General features: G+C 68.2%; 14 protein-coding genes. 8 read left to right on the top strand and 6 right to left on the bottom strand.

Going from position 1 to position 15,839, the window contains the following annotated elements:
• Positions 1 to 9 precede the first annotated feature (9 nt).
• Positions 10 to 798: an FRG domain-containing protein gene (locus FJV41_RS14250; protein ID WP_141643021.1), complete on the top strand. Its 789-nt coding sequence runs from the start codon at positions 10 to 12 to the stop codon at positions 796 to 798.
• Between the two features lie 12 nt (positions 799 to 810).
• Here FJV41_RS14250 and FJV41_RS14245 read toward each other — a convergent pair whose 3' ends face one another.
• From FJV41_RS14245 to FJV41_RS14235, 3 genes are all read right to left on the bottom strand, one after another.
• A complete protein-coding gene (locus FJV41_RS14245; RefSeq protein WP_141643020.1) occupies positions 811 to 1,017 on the bottom strand; it encodes a hypothetical protein in 207 nt (68 codons plus the stop codon).
• Between the two features lie 159 nt (positions 1,018 to 1,176).
• The gene (locus FJV41_RS14240; protein ID WP_141643019.1) at positions 1,177 to 2,322 is read right to left on the bottom strand and encodes a hybrid sensor histidine kinase/response regulator; all 1,146 of its coding nucleotides are present in this window, start codon (positions 2,320 to 2,322) and stop codon (positions 1,177 to 1,179) included.
• On the bottom strand, positions 2,319 to 5,462 hold the full coding sequence (locus FJV41_RS14235) for a PAS domain-containing protein (protein WP_141643018.1): 3,144 nt from the start codon (positions 5,460 to 5,462) through the stop codon (positions 2,319 to 2,321). Before FJV41_RS14235 ends, FJV41_RS14240 begins: the two co-directional genes overlap by 4 nt.
• A gap of 323 nt (positions 5,463 to 5,785) precedes the next feature.
• Here FJV41_RS14235 and FJV41_RS14230 point away from each other — a divergent pair, with 323 nt between their 5' ends.
• The 5 genes from FJV41_RS14230 to FJV41_RS14210 are packed head-to-tail and all read left to right on the top strand — an operon-like array spanning position 5,786 to position 10,522.
• Positions 5,786 to 6,625 carry a TadE/TadG family type IV pilus assembly protein gene (locus FJV41_RS14230; protein WP_141643017.1) on the top strand — a complete coding sequence of 280 codons (840 nt, stop codon included), beginning with the start codon at positions 5,786 to 5,788 and terminating at the stop codon, positions 6,623 to 6,625.
• Between the two features lie 2 nt (positions 6,626 to 6,627).
• Entirely contained in the window at positions 6,628 to 8,250 is a 1,623-nt protein-coding gene (locus FJV41_RS14225) for a TadE/TadG family type IV pilus assembly protein (protein WP_141643016.1), read from the top strand.
• A gap of 10 nt (positions 8,251 to 8,260) precedes the next feature.
• Positions 8,261 to 9,427, top strand: coding sequence for a TadE/TadG family type IV pilus assembly protein (locus FJV41_RS14220; RefSeq protein ID WP_141643015.1), 1,167 nt, complete (start codon positions 8,261 to 8,263; stop codon positions 9,425 to 9,427).
• Positions 9,428 to 9,467: 40 nt separating this feature from the next.
• Positions 9,468 to 10,325: a hypothetical protein gene (locus FJV41_RS14215; protein WP_141643014.1), complete on the top strand. Its 858-nt coding sequence runs from the start codon at positions 9,468 to 9,470 to the stop codon at positions 10,323 to 10,325.
• Positions 10,322 to 10,522, top strand: a complete 201-nt coding sequence (locus FJV41_RS14210) for a hypothetical protein (protein WP_141643013.1) — start codon at positions 10,322 to 10,324, stop codon at positions 10,520 to 10,522. The genes FJV41_RS14215 and FJV41_RS14210 overlap by 4 nt, the downstream gene beginning before the upstream one ends.
• A gap of 13 nt (positions 10,523 to 10,535) precedes the next feature.
• Here the strand turns inward: FJV41_RS14210 and FJV41_RS14205 are convergent, their stop codons facing one another.
• Positions 10,536 to 11,231 carry a hypothetical protein gene (locus tag FJV41_RS14205; RefSeq protein ID WP_246137202.1) on the bottom strand — a complete coding sequence of 232 codons (696 nt, stop codon included), beginning with the start codon at positions 11,229 to 11,231 and terminating at the stop codon, positions 10,536 to 10,538.
• A gap of 140 nt (positions 11,232 to 11,371) precedes the next feature.
• Here FJV41_RS14205 and FJV41_RS14200 point away from each other — a divergent pair, with 140 nt between their 5' ends.
• Positions 11,372 to 11,959, top strand: a complete 588-nt coding sequence (locus tag FJV41_RS14200) for a hypothetical protein (protein ID WP_246137201.1) — start codon at positions 11,372 to 11,374, stop codon at positions 11,957 to 11,959.
• A 3-nt stretch (positions 11,960 to 11,962) separates the two neighbouring features.
• Here the strand turns inward: FJV41_RS14200 and FJV41_RS14195 are convergent, their stop codons facing one another.
• Both FJV41_RS14195 and FJV41_RS14190 read right to left on the bottom strand, forming a co-directional pair.
• The gene (locus FJV41_RS14195; protein WP_141643011.1) at positions 11,963 to 12,580 is read right to left on the bottom strand and encodes a hypothetical protein; all 618 of its coding nucleotides are present in this window, start codon (positions 12,578 to 12,580) and stop codon (positions 11,963 to 11,965) included.
• A gap of 53 nt (positions 12,581 to 12,633) precedes the next feature.
• Positions 12,634 to 13,395, bottom strand: coding sequence for an AraC family transcriptional regulator (locus FJV41_RS14190; RefSeq protein ID WP_246137200.1), 762 nt, complete (start codon positions 13,393 to 13,395; stop codon positions 12,634 to 12,636).
• Between the two features lie 178 nt (positions 13,396 to 13,573).
• Between FJV41_RS14190 and FJV41_RS14185 the strand changes: the two genes are divergently transcribed.
• Positions 13,574 to 15,814, top strand: a complete 2,241-nt coding sequence (locus FJV41_RS14185; RefSeq protein ID WP_141643009.1) for a M9 family metallopeptidase — start codon at positions 13,574 to 13,576, stop codon at positions 15,812 to 15,814.
• The last annotated feature ends 25 nt before the right edge of the window (positions 15,815 to 15,839 follow it).

The raw sequence follows: 15,839 nt of genomic DNA, 5'->3' as shown, positions 1-15,839 counted from the left end.
GCCCTCGTCATGAAAGAGCATCGCGTCACCACGTGGCTGGAGCTCCAGGACTCCCTGTTCTCCGACTCCTGGAACGAGGCGCTCGGCCGTCACCGCTCCAACTTCGTCTTCCGGGGCATGCCCCATGTCGAGCATGACCTGTCCACCGCGCTCAACCGCCAGGGCATGTTCATCCGCCAGGAGCGCGACCTCCTGCGCGCCTTTCGCAAGTACGCGCGGGGCACGCCTCGCGAGCCCCTGGACTCCGTCTGGGATTGGCTGGCCCTGGCCCAGCACCACGGCCTGCCCACGCGGATGCTCGACTGGACGTTCAGCCCCTACGTCGCGCTGCACTTCCTCACCGAGGACAGCGAACTGGCCGGCGCGGACGGCGTGGTGTGGTGCGTGGACTACCGGGAGACGAACCGCCTGCTCCCCCGCCCCCTCAAGGCGCAGCTGCGCAAGGAGGGAGCGGACGTCTTCACCGGGGACATGCTGGCGGCGGCGGCCGGCTCCATGGCGGAGCTGGACCGGCTGACCCAGCACCCCTTCGTGCTCTTCTTCGAGCCGCCGTCGCTGGACGCGCGCATCGTCAACCAGTTCGCCCTCTTCTCGGTGATGAACGGGCCGGACCTGCGCCTGGACACCTTCCTGGAGAAGCAGAAGCAGGGCGTGCGCAAGCTCATCATCCCCGCGGCCCTGAAGTGGGAGGTGCGCGACAAGCTGGACCAGGCCAACGTCACCGAGCGCGTGCTCTTCCCCGGCCTGGACGGGCTGAGCCGCTGGCTGCGTCGCTACTACAGCCCGCGGCCCCGCTGAAGCCCGCGTGTCTCAGGCGTGCGCGTGGATGTGGGGCCCCCGCGCGATGTCGGGGTCCTTCAAGGTGACGTCACCGAGCAGGCCGTTGGCGCGCTCACGCTCCGTCACCGCGCGAATGTCCTTCTCCCACTTGTTGCCCGCGGCGCCGAGCAGGATGACGGCGAAGAGGGCCACGAGGAAGAAGAGGGTACCAAAGAGGGCTGCACCGAGCATCACCATCGCCGGACCTCCAGGAGTGGGGCCGCCTGGAGACGACGGCCGGGTTGAATGCACCCGCCAAAGGTGGGTCCTCCCTCCGCGCGCCGCGACACGCGCTCGCTTCCTCCCTCGCGGCTCGCCTGCTTTCACCACGGGCAGGCAGGCGCCGTGCGTCGTCGCTCAACCGCCCAGACCCGAGGCGACGTACTGGCGCGGCAGGCTGAGCCAGAAACACGTGCCCTCCTCGGAGGAGGAGGAGACGCCCAGCAGGCCTCCGTGGGCGCGCACGATTTCGTGGGTGATGTAGAGCCCCAGGCCCAGGCCGTTGCGCTGGGCGCTGCGCATGTCCTGGGCGCGCACGAAGGGGTCGAAGATGGAGGACAGCCGCTCGGTGGGAATGGGCAGGCCCCAGTTGTGGACCTCCACCCTCACGCCGCTCTCCGCGTCGGCCACCATCACCCGCACGGAGGTGTCCTCGGGCGAGTACTGCACGGCGTTGCCCACCAGGTTCGACGCCGCCTGGGCGATGCGGTCCGCGTCCCAGTCCCCCCAGCCGTTGCCCGTCAGGCTCAACTCGAACCGACGCCGGGGGTGCGCCACCTCCAGCTCCTCCACCACCTGGCGCAGCACCTCGTGCAGGTTCATCCGCGCGCGCTCGAGCACGTAGCCCGAGCCCAGCCGCGTGCGGGTGAAGTCCAGCAGGTCGTTGATCATCCGCGCCATGCGGTCCGCGGAGATGGAGATGCGGTTGATGGCCTTGCGCTGGGGCTCGCTCAGGCCGCCGTGGCGCAAGAGCAACGACGCGTTGCCGGAGATGGCCTGGAGCGGGTTGCGCAGGTCATGGCCGAGGATGCCGAGGAACTGCTCGCGGAACACCGCCGTGCGCCGCGCGGCCTCCTCGCGCTTGAGGCCCTCCTCCACCCGCTTGCGCTCAATCGCATACCGCAGCGCGCGCACCAGCAGCGGGCCCGACACCTGGCCCTTCACCAGATAGTCCTGCGCGCCTTCGTGGACCGCGCGCACCGCCAGCCGCTCGTCGTCGGTGCCGGTGAGCACGACGAGGGGGATGGACGGCGCGGCCTGGAGCAGGGGCGGGATGTTGCCCAGCCCGTGTCCGTCCGGCAGCGACAGGTCCAACAGCACCGCGTCCACCTGGGGGTCGGTGCTCACCACGCGCACCGCGTCCGCCAGTCGCTCGACGTGGAGCACCTCGAACCGCGTGGTGCCCACCTCGCGCAGCTCCTCCTGGAGCAGCCGCGCGTCACCCGGGTTGTCCTCCACCAGCAAGAGGCGCAGGGGGCGCTCGTTCGAGCCAATCTCACTCATGACGACGCCTCGGACACCGTGGCTCCGGCCGCCGGCCAGGGCAGGGTGAACCAGAACGTGCTCCCCTCCCCCGGCCGCGACTCGACGCCGATGCGTCCGCCCAGCCGCTCGACGATTTTCTTGCAGATGGCCAGCCCGATGCCCGTCCCCGCGAAGGCCTCCTTGCCGTGCAGGCGCTGGAAGATGACGAAGATGCGCTCGAAGTCCTGCGCGTCGATGCCAATGCCCCAATCCCGCACGGAGAAGCGGACCTCCGCGCCTCGCGCCTCCGCCGTCACCTCCACGCGCGGGGGCGCATCACCATGGAACTTGAGCGCGTTGCCGATGAGGTTCTGGAACAGCTGCGCCAGCTGCGTCTCGTCCGCGAGCACCGTGGGCAGCGGCCCCGCGCGGAAGTCCGCGCCGGACTCCTGCAGGGCCACCCGGAGGTTCGCCTTCGCGCGGGCCAGGGCCTGGTTCGCGTCCACGGGCCTGGGCTCCCGCCCCTGCGTCCCCACCCGTGAGTAGGCCAGCAGGTCCTGGATGAGCTGCTGCATGCGGGTGACGCCGTCCACCGCGTAGTGGATGAAGGTGTCCGCGTCCGCGTCCAGCTTGCCCTGGTAGCGACGGGCGAGCAGCTGCGTGTAGCTGGCCACCATGCGCAAGGGCTCCTGCAGGTCATGCGAGGCCACGTAGGCGAACTGCTGGAGCTCCTCGTTGGAGTGGGCCAGCTCCCGCGCGCGCAGCCGGAGCGCCTCCTCCGCCCTGCGGCGCTCCAGGCCCTGGGCGAGCGCGTCCGCCACCGTGGCCAGCGCCGCCATCGCGTCCTCGCCCAGCACGTCGCGACTGTAGAGGCCCATGACACCCACCAGTTGACCGCGCACCAGCAAGGGAATGCCGGCGAACGAGCGCACACCCTGCTCCCGCACCCAGGCCCGGTCCAGGACGCGGGCATCCAGCTCCATCTGGTCCACCCAGACCTGCTCCCGCTTGCGGGCCACCTCCGCCACCAGGCTCGGGCCATGCAGGGACACGCGGGCCCAGCGGTCCGGAGGCGGGGCGGACGGCCCCGCGTTGCCCACCAGCTCCAGCATCGCCGCGTCCCGCGAGTACATCCACAGCCGCGCCACCTGCGCGCCCAGGTGACGGGCCAGCGCCTCCGCGCAGCTCTGGAGGATTTCGCCGACGGTGCCCTCGCGCGAAAGCGCGCCGCTGACCTCCGCGCGCAGGGCCTCCAGCCGTCGCGCCCCCTGCTCTCGGTCCAACCGGCGCAGCCCCTCCTCGACGCGGCGCTGGGCCGTCATGTCCGTGTTGGTGCCCACCCACTCGCGCACCGTGCCGCTGACGTTGAGCACGGGCACGGCGCGGGCCAGCGTGGGCGAGTACGAACCATCCGGACGGCACAGGCGGTACTCCACCTCGTAGGGGCGCACGTCCGTCACCGCCGCCTGCCACGCGCGGGCGGCCGGCTCGCGGTCCTCCGGGTGGATGGCGTCCAGCCACCCCTGTCCCCGCCACTGCTCATACGTCTGCCCGGTGTAGGCGCGCCAGGAGGGGCTGTCCTCCTCGATGAGGCCATCCGGGCGCGTCACCCACACCGCCTGGGCGGTGGCGGTGACGAGCGAGCGGAAGCGCTCCTCGGCCCGTCGCGCGTCGCGAAACAGGCGCGCGTTGTCCAGGGCCACCGCGGCCTGCGAGGCCACGCCCTCCACCAGTCGCGCGTGCTCCTCCCGGAAGCGCCCGGGCTCCTCGTGTCCGAAGAACAGGCCGCCGAGCACCTCGCCGGAGCGGCCCTTCACGGGCACCGCGAGGTAGCTGCGCACCGGCAGGTGGCCGGGCGGCATCCCGTGAAAGGGCGCGCTCTTGCCGTAGTCGGGCTGGAGCGTCACGTCGTCGTAGAGGCGCGTCCCCTCGCCCCGGAACGTCGGGCCGAAGATGGCGGTGTTGCGCGGCATGGGCATGTGGGCGAAGGCCTGCCTGGGCGCACCGGACAGCGTGTAGAGCAGGTATGATTCACCGCGCTCGTCCACCCGGTTCTCGAAGAAGGCGCCGAAGCCCGCACCGGTGAGGGCCACCGTCTCGTCGGTGATGCGCTGGACGAGCACCGCCGCGTCCAGCTCCGAGGACAGCGAGACGCCGATGCGCAGCAGCGTCTCCGCGGTGCGGCGCTCCTCCTGACTGCGGCGCAGCGACTCCTGCGTCTCGCGGTGCAGGCGCGCGGTGTCCACGGACAGCGCGGCGCGCGACGCGAGCTGCTCGCCCAGCGTCAGGTCCTGCGGGCCCAGCCGCCGGCCGGACTCCGCCGTCACCAGCGTGAGCGCGCCGAGGATGCGTCCGCGCGCCTTCAGCGGGACAATCACCGCCGAGCGCAGCCCGAGCTGCCGCAGGAAGTCCAGGTGCTCGGCGCTCCGGGAGCCGGAGACCAGCGTCTCTTCGGAGATGACCTCCTGCAACACGGGCGCGCCGGTGCGGATGACGGCCAGCACGCCGTGGGGGTCATCCGGGCGCGGCGGGTAGCGCTCCCGGACCTGCTCGGCCAGCCGCACCCGACTGGGGTCCACGTGGGCCACCGCCACCTGGCGTGAGCGGCCGTCCTCCTCCACCAACTCCACGGCGCACCAGTCCGCAAGCCTCGGGACGACGAGCCGCGCCAGCGACGACAGCGTGCCCTCCAAATCCAGCGCGGAGGAGGACAAGAGCGCGCCGGCCTCGGCGAGGAAGCGCATGGACTCCGAGGCCCGCTTCGGCTCCTCGATGTCCGTCGTGGTGCCGAACCACTGGAGGATGTGGCCTTCGGCGTCCCGCAGCGGATTGGCGCGACCGAGCATCCACCGCCACGTCCCGTCATGGCGCCGGCAGCGGAACTCCACCTCGTAGGGCTCGCCCGTGCGGAGGGAGTGTGCCCAGCGCCTGTCCGCCTCCGCCATGTCGTCCGGATGGAAGATGCGCCGCCAGCCGTCGCCGAGCGACTGCTCGGGGGACAGGCCGGTGAACTCGTACCAGCGCCGGTTGAAATAGACGTGCTGCCCGTCCGGCCGCGTCATCCAGACAAGCTGGGGAAGACTCTCCAGGACCTGCCAGGACAACGCTCCCTGGGACAGCTCCGACGACACGGCGAGCTCCTCGGCCACCTTCTCCGGGCGGGGATGGGACGGAAACATGGAACGCACCTCACCTTAACAGCCCGCACCCGCGCCACCCTTTCGGGCCCCGCGCGCGTTCCTCCACCCGACAATCGGTCCCCAGGGACCCGGTGCCCCGGTGTCTCCGGTGTCTCGCCGGACCGGGGATGCCCCGCACACCCACCGGGAAACCCTGACGTCATAGCCACGGTGTTGCAAAAGCCACGAACTGGCGGATTTCCAGAATCCTTGCGACTTCAAATGGAGCCACACGTTTCCTTCGTAGCGCGTTCTTCCATAGAGTCTGGGTTCAGCGGGTGGGGTGGGCCGGGGGTGCAGTGAAGTCGTGCCCGAGGAGGGCCATGCGCTCGATAGACAGACCTGGAGTCGCGTCCGGACAGTCCGGACAAGCCGCCGTCGAGACGGCCCTCATCGTGCCGATGATGGTGTTCATGGTGCTGGGCATCATCCAGCTCGGCATGGTGCATAACGCCAGACTGATGACCGAGTACGGCGCCTACCGCGCGGTGCGGGCTGGCATCGTGAATCACGGCGGTTGCAAGTTGATGGAGCAAGCGGCGCTCGCCGCCCTGCTGCCCACCCTGCCACCGCTGAGTGGCTCCGGCGGCATGGCCAGTCGCATCGACACGCTGGACCGGGCCATGAAGTTCCACAAGGCCTATACGGCACGCCTGCGCAGACCCGAGCCCTTCTACGCCCGCGCCGGACTCCCCCTGCTTCAGGTCGAGGTCCTCAACCCGAAGTCGGGAGAGCTCGCGGGGCTTTTCGGCACGTACGGCTCGCACCTGGACACGCTGGAAATCGACTACGACGACGTCCGGGACGACCGCGTCATCGAAGCGAATCTGCTCTCCATCCGGCTCACCTACTTCTACGAGCTGCGAATCCCCTTCGCGAACTGGCAGCTCCACAGCTTCTATCTGGGGCGCGAGTTCCTGGATGAGCTCAAGGGCCTCCAGTTCGAGAACCAGCGGGCCGGAGGGCAGACGGCCACCGCCTATCTCCAGAACCGGGGCCGGAATGGGGGCAAGTTCCACCCGCAGCTCGTCACCCTGGCCCAGCTCGGGGGGAACGACCGCAAGTACGTGCTGCCCCTGGTCGCCACCTGGTCCATGCGCATGCAGTCCAACCTCTTCAACAACGACGAGCACGGCCCGAACACGTGCGCCATCGACGGGTGACCATGTTCTCTCTCCTCAGAAGACTGCGCAGGGATGAACGAGGGCAGGCCCTGGTCATCGGTGCCGTCGTCATGCTGGTGCTGGCCGTCAGCATCATGGCCTCCGTGAGCATCGGCCACGGCGTCTACGAGAAGATAAAGCTCCAGGACGCCGCGGACGCGCAGGCCTACTCCGTCGCGGTGAAGGAAGCCCGGGCCTACAACTTCCTGGCCTATACCAACCGGGCCATGATCGTTCACTACTCGGCCATGCTCACCTTCATGTCGTACGTGAGCCATGCCGTGTACCTGGACAAGACCATCGGCACCCTCGCGGGATACGCACAATACATCCCCCCCGTCAGCGCCATCTTCGCGGCCATCAAACAAGCCCTGGAGATATGGAGAGAGGCGGTGGAGATGGTCGCGAAGGTCCTCATCCCCATCCTCTCCGCGCTCAACGTGGCGCTCTGGCTCGCGCAGGAAGCCATGATGTTGGGGACCCTGAAGGACCTCCTGCTCACCTCCAGCGATGGCGTCGTCGGGGGGACCGACCCCAAGGCCAGACCCGCCTCCGTCATGTCCGCGGGGTCGGGAATCGGCTCCGTCCTGGGCAAGTACAACGTCAACTTCTCCAACCTGAAGAACTTCCTCCACGCGGTCGATGACGGCCCCCACAGCAGCTCCGTGGGCTTCAGCCTCGCCGACCCCACGGGCCTCACCAAGCGCGCCAAGCTGCTCAACGACAACGACCTGTCCGACCCGAACATGGCCAAGTACCGGCTGCTCATGGGCAACCTCGCCAACTCCGTGCGCCGTGAGTGGACGGCCGTGGGCAAGGACATTCCCGTCATCGGGCGAAGGTGGAAGATCAACCTCTGCCTCGCCGCCGTGGAGTTCCAGCTCAACAAGACCGCGGACAGTCAAATCAAGAGCTTCGACGAGGACTTCGAGGACAATCGCAAGGACCAGCTCTTCGCGGCCGATGACATCACCATCCGCATGCGCGGCCCCTGCGCCCTTGGCCGCTGGAAGGACATCCTGACCGCCAGGTTCCGCGCCGCCGCGGACGCCGAGGGAGGCTTCCACCAGGAGTACGGCACCCGCAAGACGGGGGACCACCACGACTGGATGGGAATCACTCCCTTCCTCACCTCGGACACCAGCTTCAAGAAGCCCTGGCAGTACCACTTCAGCTACCCGTGCAACATCAGCATCCTGTCCAAGAACATGACGTCCAAGGGCGGCGGGACGGGTGAGGAGATGGAGCCCTTCCACCTGAAGAACCTCCGCTATGACGGTGAGAACAGCGGTTTCATGGTGGAGTCCGGCTCCGGCCAGCGGGACGACAAGAACGAAGCCATCATCGGCGGCTACCTCGACATCACCTGGGGCATGGTGGGCGGGGTGCAGAACAGGAACGCGCAGGAGTTCCGCCGCAAGACGGGAGGGATGATGGCCCTCTCCGTGGGCCGCGCCATCTACCACCGCCCGGGTGACTGGAAAGAGGAGCCCAACTTCTTCAACCCGCTCTGGACCGCACGCCTCGCCCCCGTGAAGACCCACTGGGAGGAGACCGCCATGGAAGGCATGATTCGCGAATGGCACACCGTCCGGCGTGAGTTCGATGACGCGCTCAATTACTGACAGAGGTGTCATGACCCGACGAACGGGCGGCACACGCCCCGGACGACGCAGTCCTCGAGCCCAGCGGGGAGCGGCGACCACGGAGTTCGCCATCCTGGCCCCCGTGCTGGTCGCCATGATGCTCTGGGCGAACTACTTCTGGGAGCTTCAACACGTCCGGCTCAAGGCCGCGGAGCTGGCGCGCTATGTGGCCTTCGAGCGCACTGTGCGTCCCGATGTGACTCGCATCGCCTCCGAGGCACAGGAGCGCTACCAGGACCTCGACGGTTCCACCAAGACAGGGGAGCTGCCCTCGGGAATGGGCCACCAGAATCCGCTCACCCTCCAGGTTCAAGTCCATGACGCCGAGGCCCCTCTCTCCGACGAGTCGATGGAGGAGCGCGGAGGCCTCGGTGGCGCGATGCAAATCGTCGGCAAGGTCCTGGGAGCCCTGGGCGCCACGGCGGGACGGGTCGCCAAATCCATGGGCCTGGACCCCAACCAGGGAGCCGTCCGGGCCGAGGTGGCGGTCCACATCGAGAATGGAATCATCCCCCAGCAAATCGCCTTCTTCATCCCCAGTCTCGACGATGACCGATTGGACCTCCGCTTCACGGAGACCTTCTACATGGTCCATGACACGTGGCGGGCCTGGGGACATGGAGACCATCCCTCCAATACCTATGCCCGCGTCCAGCAAATCACCCACGACCGGGTGAAGCGCATCGTCTACGCGGGCCTCGCCTCGGAGAACGGCGCACTGGATGCCATTGGCAAGGTGCTCTCGGTGCTGGGTTTGGATTTCCCCTTGATGTCCGACTACATCAAGGACTCGGTGCTCATCGTCCAGGTCAAGGGCCGCCATTCGAACGGGTATTTCCCGACGCCGATACCCCGTCAGCGGGGCGCCTCCTCCTCCAGGCCCACGCGCACCGTCCCGGGCGACGTCCTGCAAGCCGCCTATTGGATGAGCGACACGAAGGCCTGCTTCGGCAACTGCGAGCCGGAGAAGATTCAGCAGAAGCGCGGGCTCGACAGCACCGGCTCGTACGATGACAACTGGCCGATGCGGTCCTACAACTGCCGAGGCAAGTTCTTCCAAGGCGCGGCGAAGTCCGAGGCACCGGAGTCCGAATACTCCCAGTCCTCCAGCAAGGGCGAGGGCTACCACACCTACGGAGATGACGCGTGCGAGTAGCCGTTCGCGCGCGAGCCCGCCGCGCCAGGAGCGGCACGCCATGAGGCGGGAGCTGTCGGACAGGACGGGCGCGCGGACCCGCATCCTCGGGCTCGGGAGCGTCTTGCTGCTGGTGGTTACGGCGGCCGCCCTCCGCGAGCCCCCCGAGGCTCCGCCCGAAGCCCCGCCGTCCACGCCAGCTCCCAGGCCCTTCATCACCGTGCCCGCGCATCCCAAGCCCCTGACGTCGCGGTTCGATGGCCTCTTCCCCCCATACCCGCGCGCCAGGGCCATCCCCATGGGGCGGATGGAGGCCAACGGGAACCCCCTGGAGATGGCCTACTTCGAGACGCCGGACCCGGCGGGCGACGTGCTCGAGTTCTATGCCCGTGAGTTCCGCAAGCGGGGCCACCGCATCGCCACCGAAGCGGATGGCGCGGGCGGTGGAGCCATCAGCTACTACGACGCGAAACGCGGTGCGCTCGTCGCCGTCACCACGGTCGGCGTCCCGGGCCCCGAGCCTCGCACCCAGGTCTTCCCCTCCATCGTCGAAGCCCCCGAGGGCATCCATCTCCAGGCGCGGGCCCCGGAGTTCCTGCCACGCCCCCCAGGTGCCCAGACAATGCTTCGGGTCGACGAGCGCAATCCGGACACCACCGAGGCGAGCACCACCATCACCGAAGTGGCCCAAGGCACTCCGGACGTCGTGGCGGGCTTCTACCGGAAGCAGTTGGAGGCACTCGGCTATGCCTCCAAGCAGACGCCCCCTTCGTCCCATGGCGTGGAATTGCTCGACTACCAGAAGCCGGGCCAGCGCCTGTCGCTCTCCCTGTCTCCCGTCGGCAAGAAGGGGTCGCCGACGACGCTTGTCACCCTGGTCCTGGAACGGACCGCCGCCACGCAGGAGTCTCGACCATGAACGGCTGGATGACGTCCACCTATCGCTGGCTGCGCCGACCTCGCTCACGCGGACAGGCGCTGACGGAAATCTCCCTGTTGATGATGGCGCTCTTCGTCGGAGGGCTCGGCATCACGACCTTCGCGCCCGACATCTTCTCCGCCTTCACGATGTACGTGTGCGGCTTCTACGTCGTGCTCGGATATCCGCTCGGCTGAGCTTCCGGCCGCCTCACTGGCCCGGCAGCCGTGGGATGGCGATGGGAACGGCGTCCAACAGGGGCCTGGCGTCCGTTCCCGCGCCCCGCGCCGACCAGGTGGTCTCGGCCTCTCGAATCGACTCCACTCCAAAGAGGGGAACCTGGGGAGCATTCACCACCACCACGGAGTGCCCCGTCTCCAGACGGAAGCCGCGTTGCCGTGCCTTGCCAGCAAATGGGCCCTTGCGCAGCTCGGTGTCTTGCTCTGCCTCCAAGGTCCCTCTCAGCTCAGGTGAGTCCGCGTACAAATCCACCGGCATGGAGATGGGGGCATGAGGAGGCACCGACACCGCGAGCTTCTCCACGAATGGACGCTCACCGCCCTGAACCCAGACCACGACGAGGGTCCGTGGGGTGGTCTGGTGGTCCAGCTCCAGTTGATACAGTGGCAGACCATCATCCCTCACCGTCTCCCCGACCACCGCGATGCGCACCCGGGAAGTCCCCTGACGGGTCCGCAGCTCATACTCCACCCAGGTTCCGACCGTCGGCTTGAACTGCCCATAAAGCAGTGGCGCGGGGACCAGGGGCCGGGCCTCCTTGAGTCGACGCGGGTCGATTCCCGCTCCCGCGTCCGGGGTAGCAACGCCCGCGTCGTCACCCTCGGCTCGCGCCGCTTGCGAAGCTGGAACCACCGGCGCCACGGGAGCCTGGGCGAGGGGCTTCATGGGGACGTCCGCTTCACGTCGGGAATCAGCCTCGGTGCAGGCGGCAAGCCACAACGACAGAATGCTCACAGCCAATCGGGAGCGGGGCATTGGGGAATACTATGACAATAAATGCATCCTGGCTGGTGGGGGCCGTGCTGATGGCTTTCGTGGCACTGCCCGCCGCCGCTCAAGAGGGACTTGTCGGTGGCTTGCCAGGCTTGCCTCTCGTGGAGAAGGAAGGCGGCTGGGCGCGCTACGAAATTGTCTCTCCAGAGGGGTCCACCCGATTCGTGGTCAAGGTGGGAGCGCCGGGGCGCAAGCTCGACAAAGCGGGGCGATGGATGACGCTCGAGGTGGAGGTCCCCTCGGCCGGACGTGTGGCCATTGAGTTGCTGGTGGCCGAGGGCCGCTTTGGCCCCGTCAACATCGTCCAGATGCGATTGACCCTGCCAGGGAAGAAGGCGCGCGAGATTCTCGACCCATTCAAGAACGACACCAAATCCAGACGCGAAGGGAAGTTCCTCCAGAAGACGACGGAGACCGTCGCCGGCAAGACATTGGAGGTGCTGGAGTACACCTTCTCCGGAGGAATCACCGCCGAGTGGTCCGCCGCCGTCCCCGGCCTGGGCCTGGTGCGCATGGGCGGAGAGAACCCGTTCCACCTCGTCGACTTTGGCGTGGGCGGAGACCCGTGGAAGGAGCGGACCACGCCCGCCATGTTCCCCGCGCCACCGTCCAAGAAGTGAGCCTCAGCGCCCGGGCGCGCGCGGAGACAGCCCCACCTGCAGCAGCCGTCCTCGCACGCCATCCACTGCGTCGTGCGCGAGCCGCGCCTCCAGGCGCAGCGACGCTCCCCGTCCCGCCTGGAGCAACACCCGGGGCGGCTCGCCGTCGCCCTTCTGGAAGGAGAACCACTCCAGCTCCGAGAAGCGCGTGCGCCGCCCCAAGGGGTCGATGAAGCCCTCACCCGAGAGGAACAATCCCGGCACCAGGTGCAGGCCGATGGCGCCCAGCCACACCGCCAACCCCAGACAGAAGCTCCCCAGCGCCGGCCGCGCCTCCGAATACACCAGGTGCACGCCGAGCAACGCCAGCAGCCCCATCCCCGCGAGAATCTGGAGATAGGTCCCCATCCGCGCCCGCGAGCCCAGCGCGACGAGCGCCCGCGCCCGCAGCAGCGCCACCAGCGCCACGAGCGACAACAACACCTGTCCTCCCGAGGCCACGGCCACCGCCAGGGCCATCATCCCCCGACGCCCGCCGAGCGCCTGCGACTCCTGGACGAGCCACGCCGCGCAGCCGCCGAAGAACGCCAGCGCCACGACATGGAATGCGACGGTGGACACGGGGAACGCGGTCGCTTTCATCGGTGCCCGCCAGCGCACCACATCCGCGAGGGTTTGGGGAAGGCCCCCTCCCTTCAGCGGGAGCGCTTGCCTCGTGGCGCTCCCGACGCGGACGTGGCGACGACGAGCTGCCGGTACTGTCGCGGGCTCAACCCCGTTACCTGTTTGAACTGGCGCGACAGCGCACTCTGGTCACAGAAGCCCACCGCCAGCGCGATGGCGGCGATGGGCTGCGCATCTTCCACCAGTCGCTCCGCCGCCGCGTCGATGCGAGTCTTCATGATGAACTGCCCCGCCGACATCTGGAAGATGCGCCGCATCCGCCGCTCGAACTGCGCCGCGGACATCCCCGCCCGCCGCGCCAGCGAGTCGATGCGCAGCCGCTCCCCGTAGTTCGCCTGGATGTAGTCGATGGTCCCCGCGAAGCGCTCGTCCACCAGCCCCGCGCGCCCCGGCTCGTGCACGTCCTTGGACAGACACGCCAGCCCCATCACCTCGCCCGTGGCGTCGAACAGCGGCACCTTGCTCGTCAGACACCAGCCCGGCTCGCGGCTGTTGAACAACGTCAGGTCCAGGTTGTCCACGAGCGCGCGCCCCGTCCGGAACACCTTCTCGTCCTGTCGCACGTACCGGTCCGCCATGTGCTGGGGGAACAGCTCGTGCGCCGTGCGCCCCACCGCCGCCGCCTTGCTCTTCAGGCCACAGCGCTCCGCGCACGCCTCGCTGATGCACACGTAGCGCCCCCGGATGTCCTTCACCGAGAAGACGATGTCCGGCACCCGGTCGAACAGCTCCTCCGCGAACAGCGGATTCGCCACCCGCCCCATGAAGCCCATCCGCCAGTGTTCCAAGGTTTCACGCGTTTTGGTGGTTTCCATTCGTCCCCACAAGGGAAAGACACAAGAACGTCACACGTGCTCAGGAATACCTTGAACACCGCGTGAAACCCACGTCGGTGTCACTCGGAAGGGACGACACCGTGCGGCAAGCCCCCCACTCGAGGAGCACGAAGCCATGCGCAGTCCAATCACAGATTGGTGTCGCTGTCACATCGTCCTCGCCATCTGTTGTCTCACCCTGTTCGCACCCGGAGCGGACGCCCGCCCTGGAGGTCCTCCCCCGGCCGAGCCTGCTCAGCGCGTCCATGGACTGGAGCATGCGCACCAACGCATCCAACCCGACGAACGGCAGCCGGATGTCTCCCCGGAGCAGCTGCGTCAGGCGCTCACCCCGCCCGCGCCGAAGCGCTCCCTGCTGGCGTGTGACGCGGCGGCCTTCGGGTCCGCTTCCGGCACGGCGCTCGTCACGTTGGTGAAGGGCTCCCCGACGGACTGCATCAACACGCTGTTCAGCGTCTCGGGCACGCTCGCCCGGCAGGTGTTCATCGAGAGCAAGATGGTCACCATCGCCAACGCGCTCACCCCCAGCGCGCAGGCCTATGTGGGGAACAACAGCGGCCAGACGCTCCAGCTCATCATGTTCCTGCGCGCGGGGTACTACGTGCAGTACTACGCCCCGGACGTCGTGGGCAGCTACGGCACGGCGCTGGCCAGCGCCATCCGCCCGGCCCTGGCCGCCTTCGTGGCCAACAGCCACTTCCGGGACGTCAACGACGACCACGGCGCGGTGCTCAGTGAGTTCGTGACGCTCATCGACAGCTCGAGCGAGAACGCGCGGCACCTGGGCACCTTCAAGGGCCTGCTGGACCGCTTCAACAACACCGCCCTGGCCTCCTGGTACATGCGCAGCGCCACCAACAACGTCTTCGTCGGCCTGTTCCGCGGCCACTACAACGACGACTTCGTGGCGGCCGTGCAGCAGGACACGTCCATCATCGACTCGCTGGACTCCTTCGGCCTGCGCACCGAGCACCTGCTGGGCACCGACAACCAGTACCTCACCGTCAACGCGGCCCGCGAGCTGTCCCGCTTCCTCCAGTACCCGGGGACGGTGCAGACGAAGACGCGCCCCAAGGTGAAGGCGCTCATCACCAACCACTCGATGACGGGCCCCACCGCGGGCGTCTGGGTGGGCGCGGCGGAGATGGCCGACTACTACGACGGCACCAACTGCGCGTACTACGGCATCTGCGACTTCCGCAGGACGCTGGAGCAGGCGGTGCTGCGCGTGACGCACAACTGCGGCGCCACGCTGCGCATGCGCGCCCAGGAGATGACGGCCACGCAGCTCACGCAGAGCTGCGGCCTGCTCGCCACGCAGGAGACCTACTTCCACGACAAGCTGAAGACGGGCCGCCTGCCCGTCACCAGTGACAACAACACGTCGCTGGAGATGGTCATCTTCGACAGCAGCCTGGACTACCAGACGTATGCCGGCGCGCTGTTCGGCATCGACACCAACAACGGCGGCATGTACCTGGAGGGAAACCCGGCGGCGTCCGGCAATCAGGCCCGCTTCATCGCCTACGAGGCGGAGTGGGTTCGGCCCGCGTTCGAAATCTGGAACCTGCGCCACGAGTACGTCCACTACCTGGACGGCCGCTTCGACATGAAGGGCGACTTCGGCGACAGCATCAGCCAGCCCACCATCTGGTGGATTGAGGGCCTGGGTGAGTACGTCTCCAAGAAGGACGACAACGCGGACGCGGTGGAGATTGGCACCAGCAAGAGCTTCCAGCTCAGCCAGATTCTGCGCAACGACTACAACAGCGGCACCGAGCGCGTGTACTACTGGGGCTACCTCGCGGTGCGCTTCATGTTCGAGCGCCACTCGACGCAGGTGGACACCTTCGTCGGCCAGTTCCGCGCGGGGAACTACACCGGGTATCGCACGTCGCTGGACGGCCTGGGCTCGGCATACGACGCGGAGTTCCACCAGTGGATTGATTGCGTCTCCACCGCGACCGACCCGAGCACCTGCGCGAATCCGGACCCGGGCCCCGGTCCTGGCACCGGCACGGCGTGCACGGGCGCGGACACGCGGATGCTGGACAACGGCTGCTACCGGGGCCCGCTGGCCGGCAACAACATCCAGTACTTCTACCTCTGGGTGCCCGCGGGCGCGCGCAACCTGCGCTTCCAGATGAGCGGCGGCACGGGCAACGCGGACCTCTACATCCGCGCCAACCAGTGGCCGTCGACGACGGCGTATGACTACCGCCCGTATCTGGCCGGCAACAACGAGGTGGTGGACATCCCCTCGCCGCAGACCGGCGTCTACTACTACGCCATGGTGAGAGCCCGCGCGGCGTTCGCGGGCGTGAAGCTGGAGGCCCGCTTCGACGCGACGCCGTGAAGCCCGGGAGTGACTCCCGGGTGAA

The organism is Myxococcus llanfairpwllgwyngyllgogerychwyrndrobwllllantysiliogogogochensis (assembly GCF_006636215.1).
Taxonomy (GTDB): Bacteria; Myxococcota; Myxococcia; order Myxococcales; family Myxococcaceae; genus Myxococcus; species Myxococcus llanfairpwllgwyngyllgogerychwyrndrobwllllantysiliogogogochensis.
The sequence above is the reverse complement of the archived record's forward strand: the minus strand, read 5'-3'. Positions and strand labels throughout refer to the sequence as shown.